The sequence below is a fragment of the Aminobacterium thunnarium genome, assembly GCF_055390565.1.
Genome location: NZ_AP042412.1, coordinates 152303 through 172094, shown reverse-complemented (window position 1 = coordinate 172094; position 19792 = coordinate 152303). Strand labels below are relative to the sequence as shown.

Below are 19792 nucleotides of genomic sequence, written 5' to 3'. Positions count from 1 at the left end.
AACAAAAAAAATGGCAGGCCCGGCAGGACTCGAACCTGCAACCCCCGGTTTTGGAGACCAGTGCTCTGCCAATTGAGCTACGGACCTGCGAGCAGTGTGTATTTTACACTACTTAGTTTCTTTATGCAAGGTGTGTTTATCACACCATTTGCAGTATTTGTTTAGTTCAAGTTTTTTAGTCTGCTTTTTCTTATTAACAGTGGTCGTGTAATTTCTTCTCTTACACTCCGTGCACTGCAGACCAATAATGTCAGCTGCCATAGTTGTTCCCCTCTCTTAATTTAGCCAAGAATCTCGGTAACAACGCCAGCTCCGACAGTGTGTCCACCTTCACGAACGGCAAAACGAAGTCCTGCCTCCATGGCGATTGGCACTATCAGATCTACCTCAAAGGTCGCGTTGTCTCCCGGCATAACCATCTCTACTCCATCAGGAAGCTTGATACCTCCGGTTACGTCTGTTGTTCGGAAATAGAACTGCGGCTTATAACCAGCAAAGAACGGGGTGTGACGGCCGCCTTCCTCTTTCTTCAACACGTATACCTCAGCCTTAAACTTCGTGTGGGGTGTTATAGAACCTGGTTTCGCTAATACCTGTCCACGCTCTACGTCTTCCTTGTCGATACCACGAAGAAGTATTCCTACGTTATCTCCCGCTATGGCTTCGTCAAGAATCTTACGGAACATCTCAAGGGAGGTCGCTACTGTCTTCGTCGTATCTGGCTTCATGCCTACGATCTCAACTTCTTCGCCGGCCTTGACCATTCCTCGCTCCACTCGGCCTGTAACTACTGTGCCACGGCCAGTGATTGTGAATACGTCTTCTATCGGCATAAGGAAGGGCTTATCTGTCTCTCGCTGCGGAGTCGGAATATAAGAATCACATGCAGCCATCAAGTCCCAAATGCACTTGCTTATAGGATCGCTCTCTTCGCCTGTGCCCTCTTCCAATACCTTCAATGCGGATCCGCGGACGATGGGAACCTCGTCTCCGGGGAACTCATACTTGCTCAGAAGCTCACGAATCTCCATCTCAACAAGATCAAGAAGCTCTTCATCATCAACCTGGTCGGTCTTGTTCATGAACACGACTACGGCTGGAACGTTAACCTGACGGGCAAGAAGTACGTGCTCTCGTGTCTGAGGCATTGGACCATCTGCTGCTGATACAACAAGAATGGCTCCATCCATCTGAGCTGCTCCCGTGATCATGTTCTTAATATAGTCTGCGTGACCAGGGCAATCTATGTGAGCATAGTGACGATTCTCCGTCTGATACTCTACGTGAGAAATGTTGATCGTGATTCCTCTCTCACGCTCTTCTGGCGCCTTGTCGATCATGTCGTACGCCTCAAAATTCGACCAGCCCTTCGTCGACAAACATTTTGTGATCGCTGCTGTCAGCGTCGTCTTTCCGTGGTCTATGTGTCCTATCGTTCCCACGTTAAGATGGGGCTTCGCTCTTTCAAACTTCTCTTTTGCCATTTCTTCTCAGGCCTCCCTGCGTATATAGAATCTCTGCCCTTTCGGGCTCTGTATTCCATGTTTAATACTCAACTGTAAATCGTACTGAACAGATTTTATCATACGAGTCAAGAATATCCATATCTCTGCACATAAAAAGACTCGGAAGAGATTTTACCATACGAGTCAAGAATATCCACATCTCTATACATAAAAAGACTCGGAAGGGAATTCCTCCCGAGTCTGACTTTCAAAAAAGAATTTAATGCACAAACTTGAACCCAAAAGCTTTTGATTACAAGTTGGCAAACTTAAGATCGAGAAAATATAAATTCACATTAATCCTCCCATTCACCTCCTCCTTTTCCCATTTTACTGAAGCAATATAACAATCCTCCGATAATTACAACCGCCATAAAAATCGCTGAAAAGATCGCAGTACCAGTCATATTACTTCCCCTCCTTCTCGATCTCTATTTTTGATTTCATATTTTGTAAAATAAAACTAACGATGAGCACGACAGCTATAAGAATCCAAATGAAATTAGCCCATACTCCATACCCTCCGTAGGGTTTTTTTAAATCCTGCATAAAACCTCCATAAATCACAACAAAAAGAAGACCAGCAGGAACAACATACTTGATGAGCACATCCATCCACGGTCCAACTTTGATATCAGATGTAGCATTGACGTGCTTTCGCAACTTATCAGCACCAAAGACCCATCCAACAACAAGCGAAGCAATAGCTCCACCCAAGAGGAGCGTATAGAAAGCGACAGTTCTATCTATAATGTCCAGCCAATACAGTCCTCCACCTGTACAATAAAGGAGTCCTACTAAAAAACATACGAGACAGCCCCAGAAAACCACTTTTTCACGTTTCCAGCCAAATTTATCAATTAATGGAACCATGAAACCACCATATGCCAAAAAGTAAGCGGAACTCAAGCCTATAATCCAGAACATAAGGAAAAACAAAACTCCAGTGAGCGTGTTCAAGGCGGGCATCAGAGAAACGCCAACAGGATATGTTACAAAAGCCAATCCTATTCCAGAAATCGTAACATCTTGCAAAGGAACTCCCAAAGCCTGCATAATATATCCTACTGTACTGAAGACTGCAAAACCGGCAAGAAAGGCAAAACCTGAATCTGCAAGACCTGTAATAATTGCGTTATTTGTAATATCACCTTTTTTTGCTATAAACCGGCCATAAGCATACATACCGGCCATTCCCAAAGACATGGTAAATGCAATCTGGCTAAAGGCCGCAAACCAAACATCTGGCCCTTTAAGAACAGACCAATCGATATCCAGATAATAGTTAAGTCCGTCAACAGCACCTACAAGAGTTACGCTTCTGGCTATGATTGCAAATATAAGGATCCACGCTAATGTCATCACGACTTCTGACACCTTACCTATAATTTCAGCACCACGTCGAATAACAAAATAAATCACAATCCATGTAAAAGCCAAAGACAAAACGATCTGCCACCGCATACCACCGAGAACTCCTGGCCCATCGGTGATTTGAAGAACTTGTTCAAAGAAGTAAGGACCTGCCCCTTCTGCTCCTGCCGGGCCAACTCCCCAAGCAAGAGTCATTGAACTGAACATGTAAATCAAGGTCCATGCCATAATGACACAATAGTATGAGTCAATCAAAAAGGCTGATACAGCGGGAAACCAGCCCACCCACTCCCATTTTTTGCCAATGTTTGAAAAAACCTCGGGAGCTCCCTTCTGAAAATAATGCCCCATAGCAAATTCTGTAACGAGCCAAGGAATACCAATGGCAAAGAGGCCTATAACATACGCCACCAAGAAGGCTGCCCCACCATAGTTGTAACACATGTAAGGGAAACGCCAGACGTTCCCAAGCCCGATAGCGGATCCGATAGCCGCAAATATCAAATGACGCCGTTTTAAAAACTTTTCACGCCCAACTTCCACCATTTATCTCCCTCCTTTAAAAATTACCACGCCCCTACCTTCGAGCCTTCACGCTCGTTCTACGAATTAACATAAGCAAGGCTCCAATAAGAAGCCTAGCTACGTGCAACGCATATTTATGTTCACATGGGCTTTATGAAAATAGAAAGATCGCGGATGGGGAACAAAAATAAATGGAGGCTTTAAGAACCTAAAAAATGCGATTTAGGTTTCATGATAGCAATAGAAAAATTACTACCTTTTACTTAAAATGTTACTAGGAAGCAGAGCCCTTGTTGTACTATATTAATAGTAAAGCATATTGAATATAAAGTAAAGAGTACGAATTGTTTTACTCTAAGCTATAGAAAGAAGCACAAAAAAAGGATCCCTGAAAACGTCAGGAATCCTTCCTAATCCATGGAGCCGACTTCCGGACTCGAACCGGAGACCCCATCCTTACCATGGATGTGCTCTACCTGCTGAGCTAAGTCGGCTTTTCACATATAAATGGTGGTGGGAGTAGGGTTCGAACCTACGTAGGCGAACGCCGGCAGATTTACAGTCTGCAGCCTTTGACCACTCGGCCATCCCACCACATTTTTAACTATTTACTGGAGCCGGCGCCCAGACTCGAACTGGGGACCTGCTGATTACAAGTCAGCTGCTCTACCAACTGAGCTACACCGGCTCGCCGCTGGTATATTATAGCGGGAGAAAATAATCTGTCAACACTTTTTGTCAACTCTTATTCTCAACGGAATATCATTCTACAGTACTTTTTCTGCTTCTGCAACAAAAGCTTTTATTCCAGCCTGATGTATATACGGTTCCTCAGCCAATTGCGCTAAACGTTCGTGTAAAAGGGCTACATCACATTCTTCGCAAAAGACCATAAATGCCCACTCTTTTCCAGGGAAGATAGCATCCCCCCAATGAGTCTTTCCATTCTTTCGATCTTTACAAAGAACATCTTTCCACACAAAATAGCCGTCAAGCCCATTAGCGTCAAGAATTTCCATCAAATCTTCCGCTACGCTTTCATTGCAAAAAATCCAAAACATTTTCATGCTGTTTTCACCTGCCGCCCTTCTTCAAAACGCTTGGTTCGACGTAGTTTTTCTTCAAAAAGGCTGTAAATTACAGGAACAAGTACAAGCGTAACAATAGTCGATACAAGCAATCCTCCCATTACTGATATTGCCAAAGGCTGCCACAATTCAGCCCCTTGTCCACGGCTCACAGCCATAGGCAACATTCCAAAGAACGTTGTCAATGTTGTCATAAGAACAGGACGTAAACGGCGTTCTCCTGCCTCTAACAAAGCCTCGCGCAGTTTTAATCCTCTGGCACGAAGCAAGTTTATATAATCTACAAGAACTATGGCGTTATTGACGACTATTCCGATTAGCATAATGACCCCCAACAACCCCTGTAACGAGAGATACGTCCCCGTTAAAAGATAGGCAAAAGCAACACCCGTCAAAGCAAATGGTATGCTGAACATAATAATAAAGGGGTCAAGATATGCTTCATATTGCCCGGCCATGACCATGTAAACAAGAAGAACTCCCAAGAGGACAAGATATCCCATCTGCCTGAATGCATCGGCTTGTTCTTCCACTTCTCCGCCAAAGTTGATACGCACACCATGTGGAATCTCTACATTACGTATCATATCTCGCGCATCTTGTGTAACCTCACCTAATGACCGACCATGAACATTCGCCTCTACGATAATATACCGTTGCTTATTCTTTCGCTGTATTTCAGGCGGCCCTACGGTATCATCAAGACTGGCTATAGAGGAGAGACGAATAAGCTTTCCCGTAACACTTGGAACCATAAGACGATCAAGAATATCTCTGGAATCCCGCTGCTCATTGTTTAGGCGAATTCGAATAGGGTAGTCATCGTCACCTTCCCAATAACTTTCATTTGTCTCATATCCATAGTAGTAGGTTCGCAACGTTTGAGCTACAGCAGCAGTGCTGACTCCGGAAAGAGCGGCTTTTTCACGGTCTAATTCAACCCATACTTCTGGCCTGTTTTGTTTCTGGCTCAACGTTATATCGACAGCCCCTGGGATTTGAGCCAAGCTATCTTTTATTCGTGTTGCTGTGCTTAAAACTTCGCTCAGATTATCTCCATAAACTTCAATGTTTAGCGGTTTAGATCCTAAAAACATAGCTTTTATTGGAGATGTAACAATTACTGTCATTTTTTCAATTCCTGGTTTAGCTCTGAGCCATGAGCGCAATTCATTGGCTACGACAAAAGCGCTTCGATTTCTTTCTTTTTTAGGAACAAGCTTTATTCCCACTGTTCCTATATTGGGACCAGCTTCCTGACCTACGGCGACAGCATACCCCTTCTCATCTTTTCCATCGTAAGCATAAATGTTTGTTGCCTCGGGAATTGTCTCTTTGGCGTGCGCCATAATATCGTTCAAGAGAGCTGTCGTTTTTTCGAGTCGCGTTCCTTCAGGCAAGACAAAAGTAATTGAAATATCTCCCGTATCAGGTTCAGGAGTAAGCTCAGTTCCTATATAGCGGAATCCCCAAAAGGTCAAAACTAAAAGTAAAATGGCTACGGATACAACTTTTTTCCGATTATTTAAACTCCACGAAAGAATATTACGATACGTTTTTTCAAGCCAGACAAGACACCGTTCTGTAAATTTATGTATTCGAAATTGATCCTCTTCTCGTTTAAAAAAGCGGCTTCCCATCATAGGGATAAAAGAGAGACTTACGAAAAGAGACGCAACAACTGCTAAAACCATAACGATAGTAAGAGCAGAGAAGAATACACCAACAAGGCCAGAGATAAAGGCCAGAGGTAACAAAACAACAGCTGTTGTAAGGGTAGATGCAACAAGTGCAGATTGAACTTCTCTCGCTCCCAAAACGCTCGCAACAGACCGGCGCTCACCTAATTCAAGGTGATAAACAATTTGGTCAGTAGCAACAATAGAATTGTCAACTACCATTCCGCTGGCAACTGCAAGGGCCGATAAAGTGAAGATATTGATTGTATAGTCAAGCCATCCCATAACAATAAAAGTGATAATCAGTGAGAAGGGTATTGCCGAACAAATAATAAGTGAAGCAGGCAACCGTTTTAAAAAGGCCCAAGTCACTATAAACACCAAAAGAATTCCTACAAATAGTGACGATCCCAAATTCTTAATGGAATCCTGTATAAAATCAGCAGTATTGAGTCCCACGTAATATTGAACGTCAGAGGGAAACTCCCGAGCTTTCATTTCCTCCATTTTGGCCAATACCGAACGACTGACTTCCACTGTATTTGCGTCACTGTTTTTTAAAACGATAAGTATGACAGATCGTTGACCATCATGGAAACCTTCAATTTCTGTTTCTTTAAGGCCATCGACTATTGTCGCTACATCTTGTAAGTAAACAGGCCGCCCCCGTATAACACCAACAATAACTTTTTTAAGTTCATCTACAGATTTAAATCGTCCAGGAACACGAAGATAATACTCTACCTGATCTTCTTTCATTGATCCTGCTGGGATATTGATGTTTTCACTTTCAATAGCCTTGATTATTGTTTGAGTAGACAGCCCTAAAGCTTCGATTTTGTTTATATCGAGCTGAACTTGTATTTCTCGACGATCTCCTCCATAAATAAGAACCTCTCCCACTCCTGGAATCCGTGAAAGCGTTTCCGCTACTGTATTATCTGCGAAATGATAGAGACCCTGAAATGAGCTTCCCGCTGTAAGCGACATACTCAATACGGGAACTGTACCTGACGTAATTCTCAAAATTATCGGCTCTTCTGCATCGTCAGGAAGGTCTCGTTTTGCAAAATTAACAGCGTCACGTATATCCCCTACTTTTACATCAAGATCTTCTCCCCATTTAAACTTTACAGAGACGACAGAGAGATTATCCTGAGACTTAGAAAAAATTGTATCTACGCCTTCTATAATAGAAACCTGATTTTCTACAATTTTGCTTACTCGTTGTTCCACATCGCTTGCGGAAGCCCCTGGCCATGTTGTCAATATATTGATAACAGGGGGTTCAATTTCAGGCAATAAGTCTACTTTCAGAGTTGTAAATACCAACCCCCCCAAAAGTAATACTGCCAGAAAAACCATTAGTGTCGTAATTCGGCGTTTTACAGAAAATTCTGGTAACGTCATTTATGAACCACCTCAATAGCAACGCCTTCTGAAACTTTTTCTGACCTAGTCAAAATAACTTCGTCAGAAGAGGAAAGGCCATCAAGAATCTCAATCATTCCTTTTGACTCGTCCCCTAATGTTACATAACGCAATTCAGCCGTATCCTCTTTTGTTCGCACATAACATATGGATTGCCCAGTTCCAGCCATTTGTCCCACAGCTTCAAGAGGAAGGGCTAAACCTTCATGCGTTTCCAATTCAATAACTGTGCGGGCAAACATCCCCGGTTTTAATATTGAAAGGGAATCAAGCAACACCTCAACTTTTCCAGTTCGTGTCGCTGCATCAAGGGTTGGTGAAATTCGAGAGACAGAAGCCTCAAATTGCCTCCCCGGAAAAGCATCCAGCTGCAAAGAAGCTTTTTGACCAACTCGAACTCGAGGGTATACCTTTTCTGGAACGGAACCTACTGCCTTGACTTTCATATTCTTGGCTATCATGAAAGCAGGCGTTGACGACGTCGTATCGCCGGGATCTAGATTCCTTGCGGTGATAACTCCTGAAATAGGCGCTTCTATTTTGTGATAGCTTTTTAAAATTTTGAGTTGTTCAAGAGCTGCTTGAGCTTCTTTTACCTGTTTTTTAGATGTTTTGTACTCACCATCTATATGCTCAAAATGTTGCCTGCTAATAACTTCTTCTTTATAAAGTGCTGAGAAACGTTCAAAATCGTTTTTTACTGTCCGATAATAAATTTTAGCTTTCGATAGCGTCGCTGCCGCCTGATTAATCTGCTCACTTATCAAGCTCTCATCAAGTTCAGCCAGAATCGTACCCGCTTTAACTATGTCGCCTTCATTGACAAATACTCTTAAAACAGTTTTACTGGGAACCTTACACACTACAGCGGCTTCTTCCTCTGGTTCTAAAGTTGCTGCAAAATGAAGCTTTTCAGTAAAAAGCTTTGTTTCGGGAGAAACCGTTTCTACTTTAATTCGCTCTCGTTCAATAGGCTGTTGCTCTAGCTGATGTTGTTGATAAGCACGAAAACCTATGAGCCCAAGAAAAAGAATGACAATACTGAAGAGCAATAACACTTTTTTCATCGAAACCACTCCTATTCCCTATTCTCCGCAACCATATGGTTAGAACCAATTGAGTATAAAAGCTCAGATTCAGATGTATATGTGTCATATACAGCATCAACAAGTTGGGTTCGTGCGTTAGTTAACGCAACTCTGGCATCAAGCACATCAATGTTTGTTCCAACCTGTGCTCCATACCGCTTCAACGCCATTCGGTAGTCTTCTTCTGCACTTTCTACTTGCTTCTGAGCTACATTGATACGTTGCATCGCTGACTCAAGATTTAACTTTGCAACTGAAACTTCAAGACAAATTTGCTTTTTAAAATCTTCTGCTCTGTAAAGAAATTCATCAGCAGCAGCTCGTGCTTCTTTAGCTTTCGACTTACTCGCTCCTCCATCAAAGAAGGTCCACAAAGCTGTAACAGATATTTTCCAATCATCTTTTTCACTTGGGAAAAAGGTATCGTCTACAACGTAACTTTCAGCTTGCAACACTACCTGAGGACGTCCTTCTGCTGATGCCGCCTGAGCCAAAGCAAGAGAAGATTTAAGAGCATAGTCTAGAGCTTTCAGTTCAGCTCTTTGTTGTAGTGCTACATCTAGTGGTTTCTCTGGAATATATACATTTTTTACACTCTCTTCAGGAGTTGAAAGAACATATTTTTCTCGAAGAGAAGAACCAACGGCCCTTTCTAGAGCATTCCATGCCACATCTACAGCATTAACAGCACGAATGCGGTTTAATTCTGCTTCTGAAACATCCACGTCAACTCTGAGAAGCTCGTTCTTAGCCACTACTCCATGTTTATAAAAAGACTCGACTTGTTTTAAGTGCTCTTGTGATAAGTCCCAAACATCTTCAGCTATAACCAATTTAGCTCTGGCTCTTTGTAAATTATATAAAGCCTTTAAAACATTATTTTGTACTGTTTGAGAAACTCTGGTCTCTTGAGCCTTGGCTCCCTCAAAGGCAAGCTTTTGACTCCGTATCGAATTCTCAACTCCTCCGCTGCTATAAAGCAAGTAGTTGAGAGAAATAGCAGCTCTGTATGTTTTTTCAAAACCGGCAACAGCTCTACCTGTAGGAGCCGGAATGCCATTCAAATAGACGGGATACCAAGGAGCTTCTTTTTCTTGTTGATATGTTATAGATGTTGATAACTGTGGAAGCTGTGAAGCTTTTATTCCCTCAAAACGAGCTTGTGCTTGTTTTACCCTTTCTGCCTCGGCAGCTAACACAGGATTATTTTTTTGAGCTAGTTCTAACACTAGAGATTCAGTGAGGACTTGAGGACTTTGCGCCCAAAGCTTTCTCTCGCATGAAAGGACCAGAACAAAAATAGCCACCACTAAAATAAAAAAAGAAAATATTCTGTTATGGCGCATATGACGCCCCTCCCTTAAGAATACGCAAAACAATAAATTTCCAAGAACGTTTAGCTTCTTCGGCAGAGTATATTGTTCCCAAATTGACTAGTACTCCCGAAAGAAAGCTTTCAAAGAGCCGAATTAACTCCTTCACAGTTAATTCACCTGCTCCATTTTTAAGCTTGGGATACATTCGTATAAGGGTTGATTCAAGCTCTTCTACCAAAGAAGCGCTAATTGACTTATTGAGCTCCAGAATTTCCTTATTTCCCCTTATGGATTCAAGAGCCATATGAACGCTGAACATACGCCAAATTTTATCGTTCATCATTGCATCAATAAGCTGTTCACCCCTCCGAATAAAGAGTCCATCACGTTCTTCTGGTTCTTCAGCTTCAGATGGGAGCATAATACCCCTAATCCGTTCTACCTCCTGTTTTAACACCTCTCTGTAAAGGTCAAGTTTCCCCGGGAAATGCCAATATAAGGCTCCCTTACTCAACCCGGCTTCTCTTACTATGACATCAATACTCGTTCCGTAAAAACCTTTTTCTGCAAAATGTTTACGAGCTATATCTAATATATGCGTTCGTGTATCTTGTGCGTTATCCTTCACGGATTCACCTCCCGACCGTTTAGTATGTTATGATATATACAACATACCGAACGGTCTGTCAATATTAAGCATATAAAAAAAGGGGTGCTTTATAAAGCACCCCTATTAACATTTTCTCTGATTTTCACGAAAGGGATAAAATATTTTTTGCTATTTCAAAATAGACGATTAGCCCAAATACATCGACGATAGTTGTAATAAAGGGACCAGACATAATGGCAGGGTCGATACGCACCATTCGGGCTATAAAAGGTAAGAGTGTCCCAGCAAGATTTCCAAGTAAAACTACGGCAACAATAGCAAAAGCTACAGTTAAGGCTACGCCATATCCTGTATGAAGCATATATGCCCGAACTAAGCCTAAAACGGCTAAAGCTGCGCCTAATAAGATTCCTGTTAGCGCTTCTCTACAAATAACTTTTCCTATATCTTTCCATTCAATATCACCAAGGGTAAGACCTCTTATTACGAGAGTGGAGGCCTGCGTTCCAGCATTTCCACCTGTACCAATAAGCAAAGGGATAAAAAAGGTTAAAGCAACGACACTTTGCAAAGCAAAAGAATATCGTTTTAAAACAACAGATGTCATTGCCTCCGTTAATATACAAATGAAAAGCCACATAAAACGTTTTTTAGCCAACGTAAAAATACTCGCATCAAGATAATTCTCTTCTACAGGCTGAATACCAGCCATACGTTCAAAGTCTTCCGTTGCCTCTTCCTCAATAATATCGAGAATATCGTCAAAGGTAATAATACCGACAAGGCGCTTCTCATTATCGACTATAGGGATAGCCTGTAAGTCATATTTCGACATTATCTGAGCAACTTCCTCCTGGTCGGTTGTTGTTGTTGCATATATAGGGTCGTCCATAAGGGCTGCCACTGTAGTATGAGGTTCAGCCATTATGAGCGTTTCTAAATCGACAACCCCTTTCAGGTATCGCTGGGTATCAACAACAAAACATGTATAAATAGTCTCTTTACTTCGTGCTTGCTTACGGATTCTCTCAATAGCCTGCTCTGTCGTCATTTCTTCCTTTAAATCTATATATTCAGGAGTCATTATTCGTCCGGCAGAGCTCGCTGGATAGTTCAAAAGCATATTAGCAACCTTACGTTCATCTGAAGAAAGACGTAATAACAATCTTTTAACAGTCTTTGCAGGTAACTCATCAAAAAGAGCTGTTCTGTCATCATCAGACATTTCTTCCATAATCTCTGATACTTCCGCATCAGTGAAATGGTTCAGCATTTCTTCTATTTCAGTGCTATCCATAAACTCAAACACGTCAATAGCCTGATCTTTTGCCAGCAACCTGAAAAGAAAGACCCTTTCTACAGGAGGTTTTTCTCCCAAAATTTCAGCAACATCAGCTGGCTCAATAGTGCTTAGAAGCTCTTTTAAGCTTTTAAATTTTTTGCTAAGGAATAATTTATCGATGCTCTCGAGGAATTTGTGGTGCAAATTATCCACTGGCATCTCCCCCTTTGTTCCTATATTTTTTTAAAGGGTGAGAAACAGGTCACACCCGACGGGCGCCGGGCGCTATCAAACCTGCAATGAGGGATAATAGAACGAACTCGACGCCTGTTAGTTCATGAGAAACCTTATAAAACTACACGATAAAGGGACTATACCGCTATCCATGTTACACCTCTTTTAAAAGAACATACGGGGCATTGCATATGAAAACACCCCGTATGTTTTTCTTTTCGTAAAGTAATTAACGTTTGGAGAACTGTCGCAGTCCTCGGGCACCCTTCTGACCGAATTTCTTTCTTTCGACCATACGAGGATCTCGGGTAAGATACCCTGCCTTTTTAAGAACGGGACGAAGTTCTGGATTTAGCTTAAGAAGGGCTCTGGCAATACCAAGGCAAACCGCTCCGGCCTGGCCGGTAAGACCGCCTCCATTAGCCCTGACAAAAACATTGACTTTTCCTTCTACGCCAGCAGTTTTTAAAGGAGCTAAAGCATGTACCTGCCATACGTCGCGGGGGAAATAGTCTTCAACTGTTCTTTCATTAATTTTTATAGTTCCATCGCCCGGGCAAACTCTCACGCGAGCAATAGCATTTTTACGTCTTCCTGTACCCCAAAAATAGGAAGGAGTTGGCATTCTTTTTCCTCCTTTCTTATATTAAATGTCAAGAGTAACTGGCTGTTGTGCTTCGTGAGGATGATTGGCTCCCGCATAGACCTTAAGTTTCCGCTGGAAATTAAGGCGTGTCTTGGAAGGAAGCATCCCTTTCACAACAAGCTCGACAAGTCGCTCTGGTCTTTTCGCCATGATTTCACCGTAGGTCTGGCTTTTAATTCCGCCAGGATATCCTGTGTGGTGATATCTTTTAGCATTCATCAGCTTATTACCAGTCAACTTTACTTTATCCGCATTGATAACAATCACGAAATCTCCACAATCAACATGTGGGGTATAGGTCGCTTTATGTTTCCCCATCAGTATTCTAGCTATTTTGACAGCTAGTCTTCCCAATGGTTTATCGGTGGCATCTACTACATACCACTCACGCGCAACTTTGTCGCGAGTAGCCATGTAGGTACGATTGCTCGCCATGCTCATTTCCTCCTTTATACTTCAATTCAAATATATAGGGAAAAGCCCCAAAGGACACTCATAGACACGAAACTGTTTCTTTATAGTCGCATCTGGGAATGGTGGCGGCACTCCCACTAAAAGGAAACGTTTCTATATTCTAGAAGCATCCGTAGAACTTACTTATTTTACACGTTTTAGCTTAGAATTTTCAATAATCCCTGGCAATCTTCCTCGTTTTGCTATAGGGATTCCATCGATAACCTTCAAATCCATGGTCATATCTCGAGGAGTTCCATGAGCAATATAACTTCCAACGCCAAAAGAATCAACACCCGCTTCAGAAAGAATTCTAATTCGCTCTGGATTAAGGCCGCCTGAAGCAATAATTTTCACATGTGAAAATCCTGCTATATCTAAACGATACCGAACTTCTTTTACAAGCTCAGGTGTTACTCCGCCTCGTTCGCCGGGGGTATCGAGACGAACTCCAAAAAGACGGTCTCCGAGAGCACGAGCTACACGAAGCGACTCTTCAGCTTCATCTTTAAATGTATCGATAAGAACGATCCTCGGTTCCCCTTCCGGAACCTCTTGGTCATAATACTTGGCTAATTCAACGGTGTCTCCCACAATAAGAACTGCAGCGTGAGGAACTGTTCCTGTCGGCTCATGCCCAGCTAATTTGGCTCCTAACATGCAACTCGCACCGGAACAACCACCAACAGCGACAGCCACTCTTTCCATTACTGGAGCAATAGCAGGATGGACGTGTCTTGCACCAAAGCAAAGAACCGGCCTTCCTTCCGCAGCTTCAACGCACTGACGGGCAGCCGTTGCCCACCCACTGGAACTTGCCAAAATTCCGAGAAGAACCGTTTCGTATAGACCGAACTCGGAATAAGCCCCGCTTATTCTCATAACAACTTCTTTAGGAGCGAAAGTATCTCCTTCTTGTAATGAAGAGACAGAAACGTTTTTACTCTGCAAAATTCGCATTGCCTCTGGAAGTCCTGCAAAAACACCATTACCACGAGCAAAAAACTCCGCTACAACCGGAGTATTATCTTTTCCAGCTCGATGGAGCACATCTTTTGTTTTCAAAAAATAGACATCGGAGGTCAATCCACTCAAAATTTCTTCGTGCGTTGCACTATAAAAGCGATCTGTATCGACCGTAATAGAAGAAAGATCGTCGAGGGAATTTAAGTTCCCGTTTTTGGTCATACCTATTCTCCTTTATTTTGTCATTATTACAAGTACAAGAGAAGTTAACATGAAAAGGCCGGTTAACACAACCGTTATTTTCGTCAAGCCACTCAAACGCTGCCACTGACTTCCACCCATATCCGACTGGGTTCCTCCTCCAAAGATGCCGGAGAATCCGCCTTCTTTACGCTGTTGAAGAAGAACTACTCCCATTAAGGCAATACTCAAAAGGATATGAACTATGCCAAGAAACATTCTCACTTACTACACCCCCTACACAATAAGGCACCCAAAATCCAAACAGTAGATTATTCTATCACATTTGTTGTTGAAGAATATGTATTAATTGATAAGAAGCTATAGCTCTATGTGAAATACGAGCTTTTATTTTATCAGGAAGATCAGCAAATGGACTATCAAACCCCTGAGGAATAAAGAGTGGATCGTAACCAAATCCACCTTCTCCTTGTTGTTCCTCTGCAATTTTTCCCCAACACTCGCCTTCCGTTATTATAGTATGCCCCTCTTCAGGAAAACAGAGAGCAAAAGCAGCTACATATTTTGCTGTTCGATCTTCTTTCCCTTCAAGAGATTGAAGAAGCCACTTATTCCTCGCCTCGCTGGAAGCAGCAACTCGAGCAGAAAAAATACCAGGTTTCCACTGCAGGGCGCGAACTTCAAGACCGCTATCGTCAGCTAAAGAAGGCATACCGCTTGCTTCCGCCCACGCCGCAGCTTTCAGATAAGCATTCCCCATATATGTCTGGTATGTTTCGTCCACATCAAGAGATAGACGTTCTGGACCAAAAACAAGATTTATCTGCAAGGGGGCAAGTAAAGCGACAACTTCTTCGTATTTATTACGATTACTGCTGGCAAAAAGAACAGATCTCACCAACACAAGCCTGTCGCTCCTCTTCCGTAATATCAAGAACTGCTACCTGATGCTGCATTATCGATTGAAGTCCTTCTTCTGCCAAGTCGAGCATTGCATTGAGTTCGTCTCTAGCAAAAATTCCCTGCTCACCTGTCCCTTGAATTTCTATAAGCTCTTTATTGCCATTCATTACAACATTACAATCGACTTCAGCTCTGCTGTCTTCCTCGTAACAAAGATCCAAACAAAGACCGTTTTGTATTTTGCCAACGCTGACAGCACCAATAAAAGATTTAAGCGGCAATGTATTTATTTTTTTATTTTCCCTTAAATATCTCAGGGCATCAAACAATGCAATAAAAGCTCCAGATATGGCAGCGGTACGAGTTCCACCATCAGCTTGAATAACATCACAGTCTAGCCAGATCGTTCTTTCTCCCAAAAGAGAAAGATCAACTGCAGCACGTAAAGAACGCCCTATAAGACGCTGAATTTCTTGGCTTCTTCCGTTAATCGTTCCCTTAGTGGTGCTTCTCGTTGTTCTTTCAGCAGTAGCCCGAGGCAACATGGCATATTCTGCAGTAATCCACCCCTGGCCGCTCCCTTTCAAAAAGGATGGAATTTTTTCTTCAACAGAGGCTGTACAAATAACCTTAGTTTGGCCAAAACAGGCTAAAACTGACCCTTCGGCATAGCATGTGTATCCACGCTCAAAAGTTATTGGGCGCATGTCGTTGAACTTTCTACCATCACTTCGTACATAAATATTCTCCATAATAATGCGTTGATCCTTCCTTTTACGAACGAATTTCCCAAGGAACCGAAAGATTTACAGGCGCGCCGCTCTGAGGAACTTTCCCCTCTACGAGAAATCTCACTTTTGCAACTGGAGAGAAACTCTCTTTCACCGTCTGCACGATCCCCGTTATAAGCAGAGTACTTGTCTGCTCCCCTAGAGCATTAAGTGAAGCCATAAAGGCATTATTTACATTAAGATATGCCGTATCTCCATTTCTAAAAACATGTTGAACGCTCACTCCGCGCAATGGATCGCCGCACTCTTCAAAAAGTTTCGCAATAAGACGCTTCATGTCATCTTCCATAATGCTTGAAACTACAACTGCATCTTTTTTAACGATATTTCCGTCTATAGGAATATAGATAGGAAAGGTTACCTTTCTTCCTACAGTTGAGTCTGCTGCCAAAAATTCCGAAAGCTCCTGCTGATTCTCAACAACATCACTCTGGTTTACCAAATTTTTCTTATTCAAAAGATCCAACGTAAAAGATGTTCCCCAATAACCCACTCCAAAAAACAAAAAGACAATAGCAACCCACGCTATGATACGAAAGACCATGGGAGCTTTATGTGTCGATGTCTCTTCTGCATACCTCCGCCCACGCTTAGAACGAGGCTTTGTCTTTGATAACTCCGCTTGTCTATCTAAATTACGACGAATTTGCAAATCATCTTCAAAATCGTCAGAAAAACGATCTTCTTTACGAACCATGTTGTATAGCGCTAACGCGCCACACACCTCCTCTCACATCTCCTATTTTATCGGCCTCCATTGAAGTAGGCCTCTACCCCTCGCGCAATAGCTTCGGCAAACTGTCTTTGAAAAGACGTAGAAGCAAGCTTTTTCGCTTCACTTCGTTCAGTAATAAAACCTGTTTCTATGAGCACTGCCGGCATCGAAGCACCACGCAAAACAAAAAATGGGGCCTGAGCAACTCGTCTCATATTTAAACGATTATTTTTTCCTGCTTTAAATAGATATTCCGCTACGTCAGTACTATCACTAATTTTAGCGTTTTGCTGCATATTTCCAAGAATATTCAAAAGCATTTTTGTCTTTTTATCAACTTGTGCTGAACTCTCACTACCATTATCGCCTGTCAACTCTCGGTTTTCAATTAAAGCCAACTGCATTGCGTCTTTATCTGTAGGCAAAGCCATAATGTATATTTCCGTGCCAGTCGCATGCCTTCCTTTAGGTAAAGCATTGGCATGAATACTGATAAACATATCAGCTTCCCAATTATTCGCCAACTCAGTACGCTCTCTCAACTTTAGATAAATATCTGTGCTTCGAGTCAAACGCACATCAAAACCTCGTTTTTTAATACTCTCCGCTAATAATTTCGAAAACTGAAGGTTTAAATTCTTTTCTCTCAAGCCGTTTGAAACGGCGCCAGGATCTTTCCCCCCATGACCAGGGTCAACAACAATGAGAGGTTCTTTTGATTTCTTCTGAGGTGGCACAGCAACACGTTGAGGAACAGAAACATTCTGAGATTCAGGAATATTCCCGCCAGGTGCTGTTATTTCCAGAATTTCTTTCTGTTTTTCGGGGAATATGTCAACCACCAATCGCGTCGGATTAGGAAGGGTAAAGATGTTCATTTTCCCGCCCTGAACGGAATGCAAGGATACTATATATTTCCCATTTAAAGTATTCATTTTGACAGATACATCTTGAGGATACGGAGAAGAAAGATCGTTTTGAGAAAGACTCGAACCAGAGAAAACAATAGAAACCGACGTATCTACCTCTTTTGATTCAGGTTCGGCCACACCCAAATAGTCAAAAACTACCCTAATTTTTTCTTCATAACGTCCCCATCTCAGCGACTTTAGCTCACATGTCGGTTGTTGAATCAGTTGTTGAACCGGTTGCTGAATCGCTGGCTTAATTTCTTCATGAAGAGGTTGAAGCTCTTCTATAACAACAGGAATATCAGAAGCCCCCATCCACGATAGCGTAGATTTATCCCCCGCTGCCTGATATAAAGATTGAAGAATTTTCATGGCAGATCGAGAATCAAGCCACCAATGTCCATTTTCCAAAACGGGTGCTGAGGCTGTCGGTAGAAGCTGAACATTCAACCATACTGCTGTAGCTTTATGAACAAGTTGTAACTTATTGTTTTTGTAATAAATCAAAAGTGTATCTTCTTTTTGCTCCAAATCAAGCTGTAGAAGTCTCACCATAGTCCCAATAGAAACCATGGTCAATCTGCCTTGTTCTTTTATTGGAACGTCTCCAAGGACACGACCGTTAAGAGCCAAATTCCATCCCGTCGAAGACATCGCCGAATCGGAAATAAAAACAAGTGCTGTTATAAGAAAAATAAAAATAAATATAAATTTTTTACAAACCTGCCGCTGTAACATTATCGATCACCATCGTACATCCCCCAATATCGCCAAAAAAGGAAAGATCGCCCCCTACTAAAACGATACGATTCAACAAATCAAGTAAATTCCCAGCTATTGTCATTCCTGCAATAGGACGATCAAGGAGGCCTTCAAAGAGACGTACTCCTTTTATTCCAAGGGAAAAATCCCCACTTACAGGATTAACTGTATGAAGTCCAAGAAGCTCTGTTACATAAAGTCCATTCTGAACAGAATGGAAAATTTCCTCAGGTGAGAGCGTCCCCGGTTCCATATAAAGATTGGAAATATCCACATCAGGAAGAGAGGAGAAACTTCTTGCCCCATTTCCTGTAGAACGTACCCCATCTTTTCGAGCATATTTAAGGTTATAGAGAAAAGCTTCCACTATACCTTCTTTCATCACAACCGTTTTCTGACAAGGAACGCCCTCTCCATCGAAAGGAGAGGTTCCAAGTTTCCGTGGCATAAGACCATCATCTATGAGAGAAAGAAGAGGGCTGGCAACTTTTTTCCCGAGTTTCCCTTTGTAAAGGGAACGATTTTTATGGACGTTTGAAGCACAAAAAAGATCCCCAATGACAGAAAGCAGTGATGATGAAACCTCTGGAGAAAAAATCAAAGTATATTTTTTAGTAGGGAGAGGCGTTCCCCCCAATGTATAGGCTGTCTGTTTCACAGCCTTTTCCGCTATCTTTTGAAGAGAACAATCTTCAAGAAAACGAAACTCTTCCCCAAAACCCCCCATCTCCATATGTTCGCCGTCGCTCATAACAAGGCTAACACCAGCAGCAAGAGCCGTTCCTTCATACCATCCATATATACCTGCAGAGGACATATAAAAAGTATCCCCTTGCCCATCGGCCCATGAAGCACTTCGTACAGAAACAACCCGAGAGTCCTTTTCTCTTACATAACGAGTCATTTCATTACACCACTCCATACGCTGTTCTGGTGTGATTGACTGAACAGCATCATCTTTGAGCTCTAATTCTTCCGAATAGGAGGGGGCGTCTTCATAAAGAACAACCCACGGATCGGGTTCAACCAGAGAACAATTGTGCAAGCTCCAATCGACAAGTTGCTGTAACGCCACTTTATTTATGGCATTAACATGTGCTACACCCTGACGACCTTCCCCATCAAGAACGCGCAGTCCAATACCTGTAATACAGCCTGAATTATTCTGCTCCGGTTTCCCATCTCGAAGAGATAAGGAAGAATTACATCCTGAATAATAGAGGACATCGGCCCCAGACGCTCCTTTTTTTGTTGCTTCGTCTATTAGAAATTCTGAACAGTGAACTATCTCATCATACCAAGGGACAACCAT

Annotated in this window: 18 protein-coding genes and 4 tRNA genes; all 22 read right to left on the bottom strand. The window is 42.3% G+C overall.

What is annotated here, in order from left to right; all coding sequences use genetic code 11:
- Positions 1 to 11: 11 nt before the first annotated feature.
- Positions 12 to 87: transfer RNA gene (locus ACZ5GY_RS00795), tRNA-Trp, on the bottom strand.
- A 21-nt stretch (positions 88 to 108) separates the two neighbouring features.
- Positions 109 to 261 (bottom strand): 50S ribosomal protein L33, encoded by a 153-nt coding sequence (gene rpmG / locus ACZ5GY_RS00790; RefSeq protein WP_213691346.1) that lies wholly within the window; start codon positions 259 to 261, stop codon positions 109 to 111.
- A 20-nt stretch (positions 262 to 281) separates the two neighbouring features.
- Complete coding sequence (tuf, locus tag ACZ5GY_RS00785; protein ID WP_307879570.1) at positions 282 to 1484, bottom strand: elongation factor Tu; 1203 nt, start codon at positions 1482 to 1484, stop codon at positions 282 to 284.
- Positions 1485 to 1913: 429 nt separating this feature from the next.
- Positions 1914 to 3425 carry a sodium-dependent transporter gene (locus ACZ5GY_RS00780; RefSeq protein WP_213696055.1) on the bottom strand — a complete coding sequence of 504 codons (1512 nt, stop codon included), beginning with the start codon at positions 3423 to 3425 and terminating at the stop codon, positions 1914 to 1916.
- Positions 3426 to 3822: 397 nt separating this feature from the next.
- Positions 3823 to 3898, bottom strand: a tRNA-Thr gene (locus tag ACZ5GY_RS00775).
- A gap of 14 nt (positions 3899 to 3912) precedes the next feature.
- Positions 3913 to 3998 (bottom strand) — tRNA-Tyr (locus ACZ5GY_RS00770).
- A gap of 18 nt (positions 3999 to 4016) precedes the next feature.
- Positions 4017 to 4092 (bottom strand) — tRNA-Thr (locus ACZ5GY_RS00765).
- 79 nt (positions 4093 to 4171) lie between these two features.
- On the bottom strand, positions 4172 to 4471 hold the full coding sequence (locus tag ACZ5GY_RS00760) for a PG0541 family transporter-associated protein (RefSeq protein WP_213692156.1): 300 nt from the start codon (positions 4469 to 4471) through the stop codon (positions 4172 to 4174).
- The gene (locus tag ACZ5GY_RS00755) at positions 4468 to 7581 is read right to left on the bottom strand and encodes an efflux RND transporter permease subunit (protein WP_213692157.1); all 3114 of its coding nucleotides are present in this window, start codon (positions 7579 to 7581) and stop codon (positions 4468 to 4470) included. Before ACZ5GY_RS00755 ends, ACZ5GY_RS00760 begins: the two co-directional genes overlap by 4 nt.
- Positions 7578 to 8669 carry an efflux RND transporter periplasmic adaptor subunit gene (locus ACZ5GY_RS00750; RefSeq protein WP_213692158.1) on the bottom strand — a complete coding sequence of 364 codons (1092 nt, stop codon included), beginning with the start codon at positions 8667 to 8669 and terminating at the stop codon, positions 7578 to 7580. Before ACZ5GY_RS00750 ends, ACZ5GY_RS00755 begins: the two co-directional genes overlap by 4 nt.
- Before the next feature lie 11 nt (positions 8670 to 8680).
- The gene (locus ACZ5GY_RS00745; RefSeq protein WP_213692159.1) at positions 8681 to 10036 is read right to left on the bottom strand and encodes a TolC family protein; all 1356 of its coding nucleotides are present in this window, start codon (positions 10034 to 10036) and stop codon (positions 8681 to 8683) included.
- Positions 10026 to 10634, bottom strand: coding sequence for a TetR/AcrR family transcriptional regulator (locus tag ACZ5GY_RS00740; RefSeq protein ID WP_307879572.1), 609 nt, complete (start codon positions 10632 to 10634; stop codon positions 10026 to 10028). Before ACZ5GY_RS00740 ends, ACZ5GY_RS00745 begins: the two co-directional genes overlap by 11 nt.
- A gap of 124 nt (positions 10635 to 10758) precedes the next feature.
- On the bottom strand, positions 10759 to 12117 hold the full coding sequence (mgtE, locus tag ACZ5GY_RS00735) for a magnesium transporter (protein ID WP_213691739.1): 1359 nt from the start codon (positions 12115 to 12117) through the stop codon (positions 10759 to 10761).
- 244 nt (positions 12118 to 12361) lie between these two features.
- The gene (gene rpsI / locus ACZ5GY_RS00730) at positions 12362 to 12757 is read right to left on the bottom strand and encodes a 30S ribosomal protein S9 (RefSeq protein ID WP_213691738.1); all 396 of its coding nucleotides are present in this window, start codon (positions 12755 to 12757) and stop codon (positions 12362 to 12364) included.
- A gap of 21 nt (positions 12758 to 12778) precedes the next feature.
- Complete coding sequence (rplM, locus tag ACZ5GY_RS00725) at positions 12779 to 13213, bottom strand: 50S ribosomal protein L13 (protein ID WP_213691737.1); 435 nt, start codon at positions 13211 to 13213, stop codon at positions 12779 to 12781.
- Between the two features lie 162 nt (positions 13214 to 13375).
- The gene (locus ACZ5GY_RS00720) at positions 13376 to 14419 is read right to left on the bottom strand and encodes a nicotinate phosphoribosyltransferase (protein WP_213691736.1); all 1044 of its coding nucleotides are present in this window, start codon (positions 14417 to 14419) and stop codon (positions 13376 to 13378) included.
- A gap of 12 nt (positions 14420 to 14431) precedes the next feature.
- Positions 14432 to 14656 (bottom strand): preprotein translocase subunit SecG, encoded by a 225-nt coding sequence (gene secG / locus ACZ5GY_RS00715; RefSeq protein ID WP_213691741.1) that lies wholly within the window; start codon positions 14654 to 14656, stop codon positions 14432 to 14434.
- 61 nt (positions 14657 to 14717) lie between these two features.
- Positions 14718 to 15302 (bottom strand): RdgB/HAM1 family non-canonical purine NTP pyrophosphatase, encoded by a 585-nt coding sequence (gene rdgB / locus ACZ5GY_RS00710; RefSeq protein WP_213691735.1) that lies wholly within the window; start codon positions 15300 to 15302, stop codon positions 14718 to 14720.
- Positions 15268 to 16053, bottom strand: coding sequence for a ribonuclease PH (rph, locus tag ACZ5GY_RS00705; RefSeq protein WP_213691734.1), 786 nt, complete (start codon positions 16051 to 16053; stop codon positions 15268 to 15270). Before rph ends, rdgB begins: the two co-directional genes overlap by 35 nt.
- Positions 16054 to 16075: 22 nt before the next feature.
- Positions 16076 to 16789, bottom strand: coding sequence for a GerMN domain-containing protein (locus tag ACZ5GY_RS00700; protein ID WP_464111915.1), 714 nt, complete (start codon positions 16787 to 16789; stop codon positions 16076 to 16078).
- 47 nt (positions 16790 to 16836) lie between these two features.
- Positions 16837 to 18456 (bottom strand): N-acetylmuramoyl-L-alanine amidase family protein, encoded by a 1620-nt coding sequence (locus ACZ5GY_RS00695; RefSeq protein ID WP_464111914.1) that lies wholly within the window; start codon positions 18454 to 18456, stop codon positions 16837 to 16839.
- Positions 18434 to 19792, bottom strand: a complete 1359-nt coding sequence (locus tag ACZ5GY_RS00690) for a TldD/PmbA family protein (RefSeq protein ID WP_213696058.1) — start codon at positions 19790 to 19792, stop codon at positions 18434 to 18436. Before ACZ5GY_RS00690 ends, ACZ5GY_RS00695 begins: the two co-directional genes overlap by 23 nt.

Bases quoted from the DNA above. Each gene is read 5' to 3' on its own strand.
- rpmG (WP_213691346.1), bottom strand. From the start codon at position 261: ATGGCAGCTGACATTATTGGTCTGCAGTGCACGGAGTGTAAGAGAAGA.
- tuf (WP_307879570.1), bottom strand. From the start codon at position 1,484: ATGGCAAAAGAGAAGTTTGAAAGAGCGAAGCCCCATCTTAACGTGGGA.
- ACZ5GY_RS00760 (WP_213692156.1), bottom strand. From the start codon at position 4,471: ATGAAAATGTTTTGGATTTTTTGCAATGAAAGCGTAGCGGAAGATTTG.
- ACZ5GY_RS00745 (WP_213692159.1), bottom strand. From the start codon at position 10,036: ATGCGCCATAACAGAATATTTTCTTTTTTTATTTTAGTGGTGGCTATT.
- ACZ5GY_RS00750 (WP_213692158.1), bottom strand. From the start codon at position 8,669: ATGAAAAAAGTGTTATTGCTCTTCAGTATTGTCATTCTTTTTCTTGGG.
- ACZ5GY_RS00690 (WP_213696058.1), bottom strand. From the start codon at position 19,792: ATGGTTGTCCCTTGGTATGATGAGATAGTTCACTGTTCAGAATTTCTA.
- ACZ5GY_RS00755 (WP_213692157.1), bottom strand. From the start codon at position 7,581: ATGACGTTACCAGAATTTTCTGTAAAACGCCGAATTACGACACTAATG.
- ACZ5GY_RS00700 (WP_464111915.1), bottom strand. From the start codon at position 16,789: ATGGTTCGTAAAGAAGATCGTTTTTCTGACGATTTTGAAGATGATTTG.
- rplM (WP_213691737.1), bottom strand. From the start codon at position 13,213: ATGGCGAGCAATCGTACCTACATGGCTACTCGCGACAAAGTTGCGCGT.
- ACZ5GY_RS00780 (WP_213696055.1), bottom strand. From the start codon at position 3,425: ATGGTGGAAGTTGGGCGTGAAAAGTTTTTAAAACGGCGTCATTTGATA.
- ACZ5GY_RS00720 (WP_213691736.1), bottom strand. From the start codon at position 14,419: ATGACCAAAAACGGGAACTTAAATTCCCTCGACGATCTTTCTTCTATT.
- mgtE (WP_213691739.1), bottom strand. From the start codon at position 12,117: ATGCCAGTGGATAATTTGCACCACAAATTCCTCGAGAGCATCGATAAA.
- rpsI (WP_213691738.1), bottom strand. From the start codon at position 12,757: ATGCCAACTCCTTCCTATTTTTGGGGTACAGGAAGACGTAAAAATGCT.
- ACZ5GY_RS00695 (WP_464111914.1), bottom strand. From the start codon at position 18,456: ATGTTACAGCGGCAGGTTTGTAAAAAATTTATATTTATTTTTATTTTT.
- secG (WP_213691741.1), bottom strand. From the start codon at position 14,656: ATGTTTCTTGGCATAGTTCATATCCTTTTGAGTATTGCCTTAATGGGA.
- rph (WP_213691734.1), bottom strand. From the start codon at position 16,053: ATGGAGAATATTTATGTACGAAGTGATGGTAGAAAGTTCAACGACATG.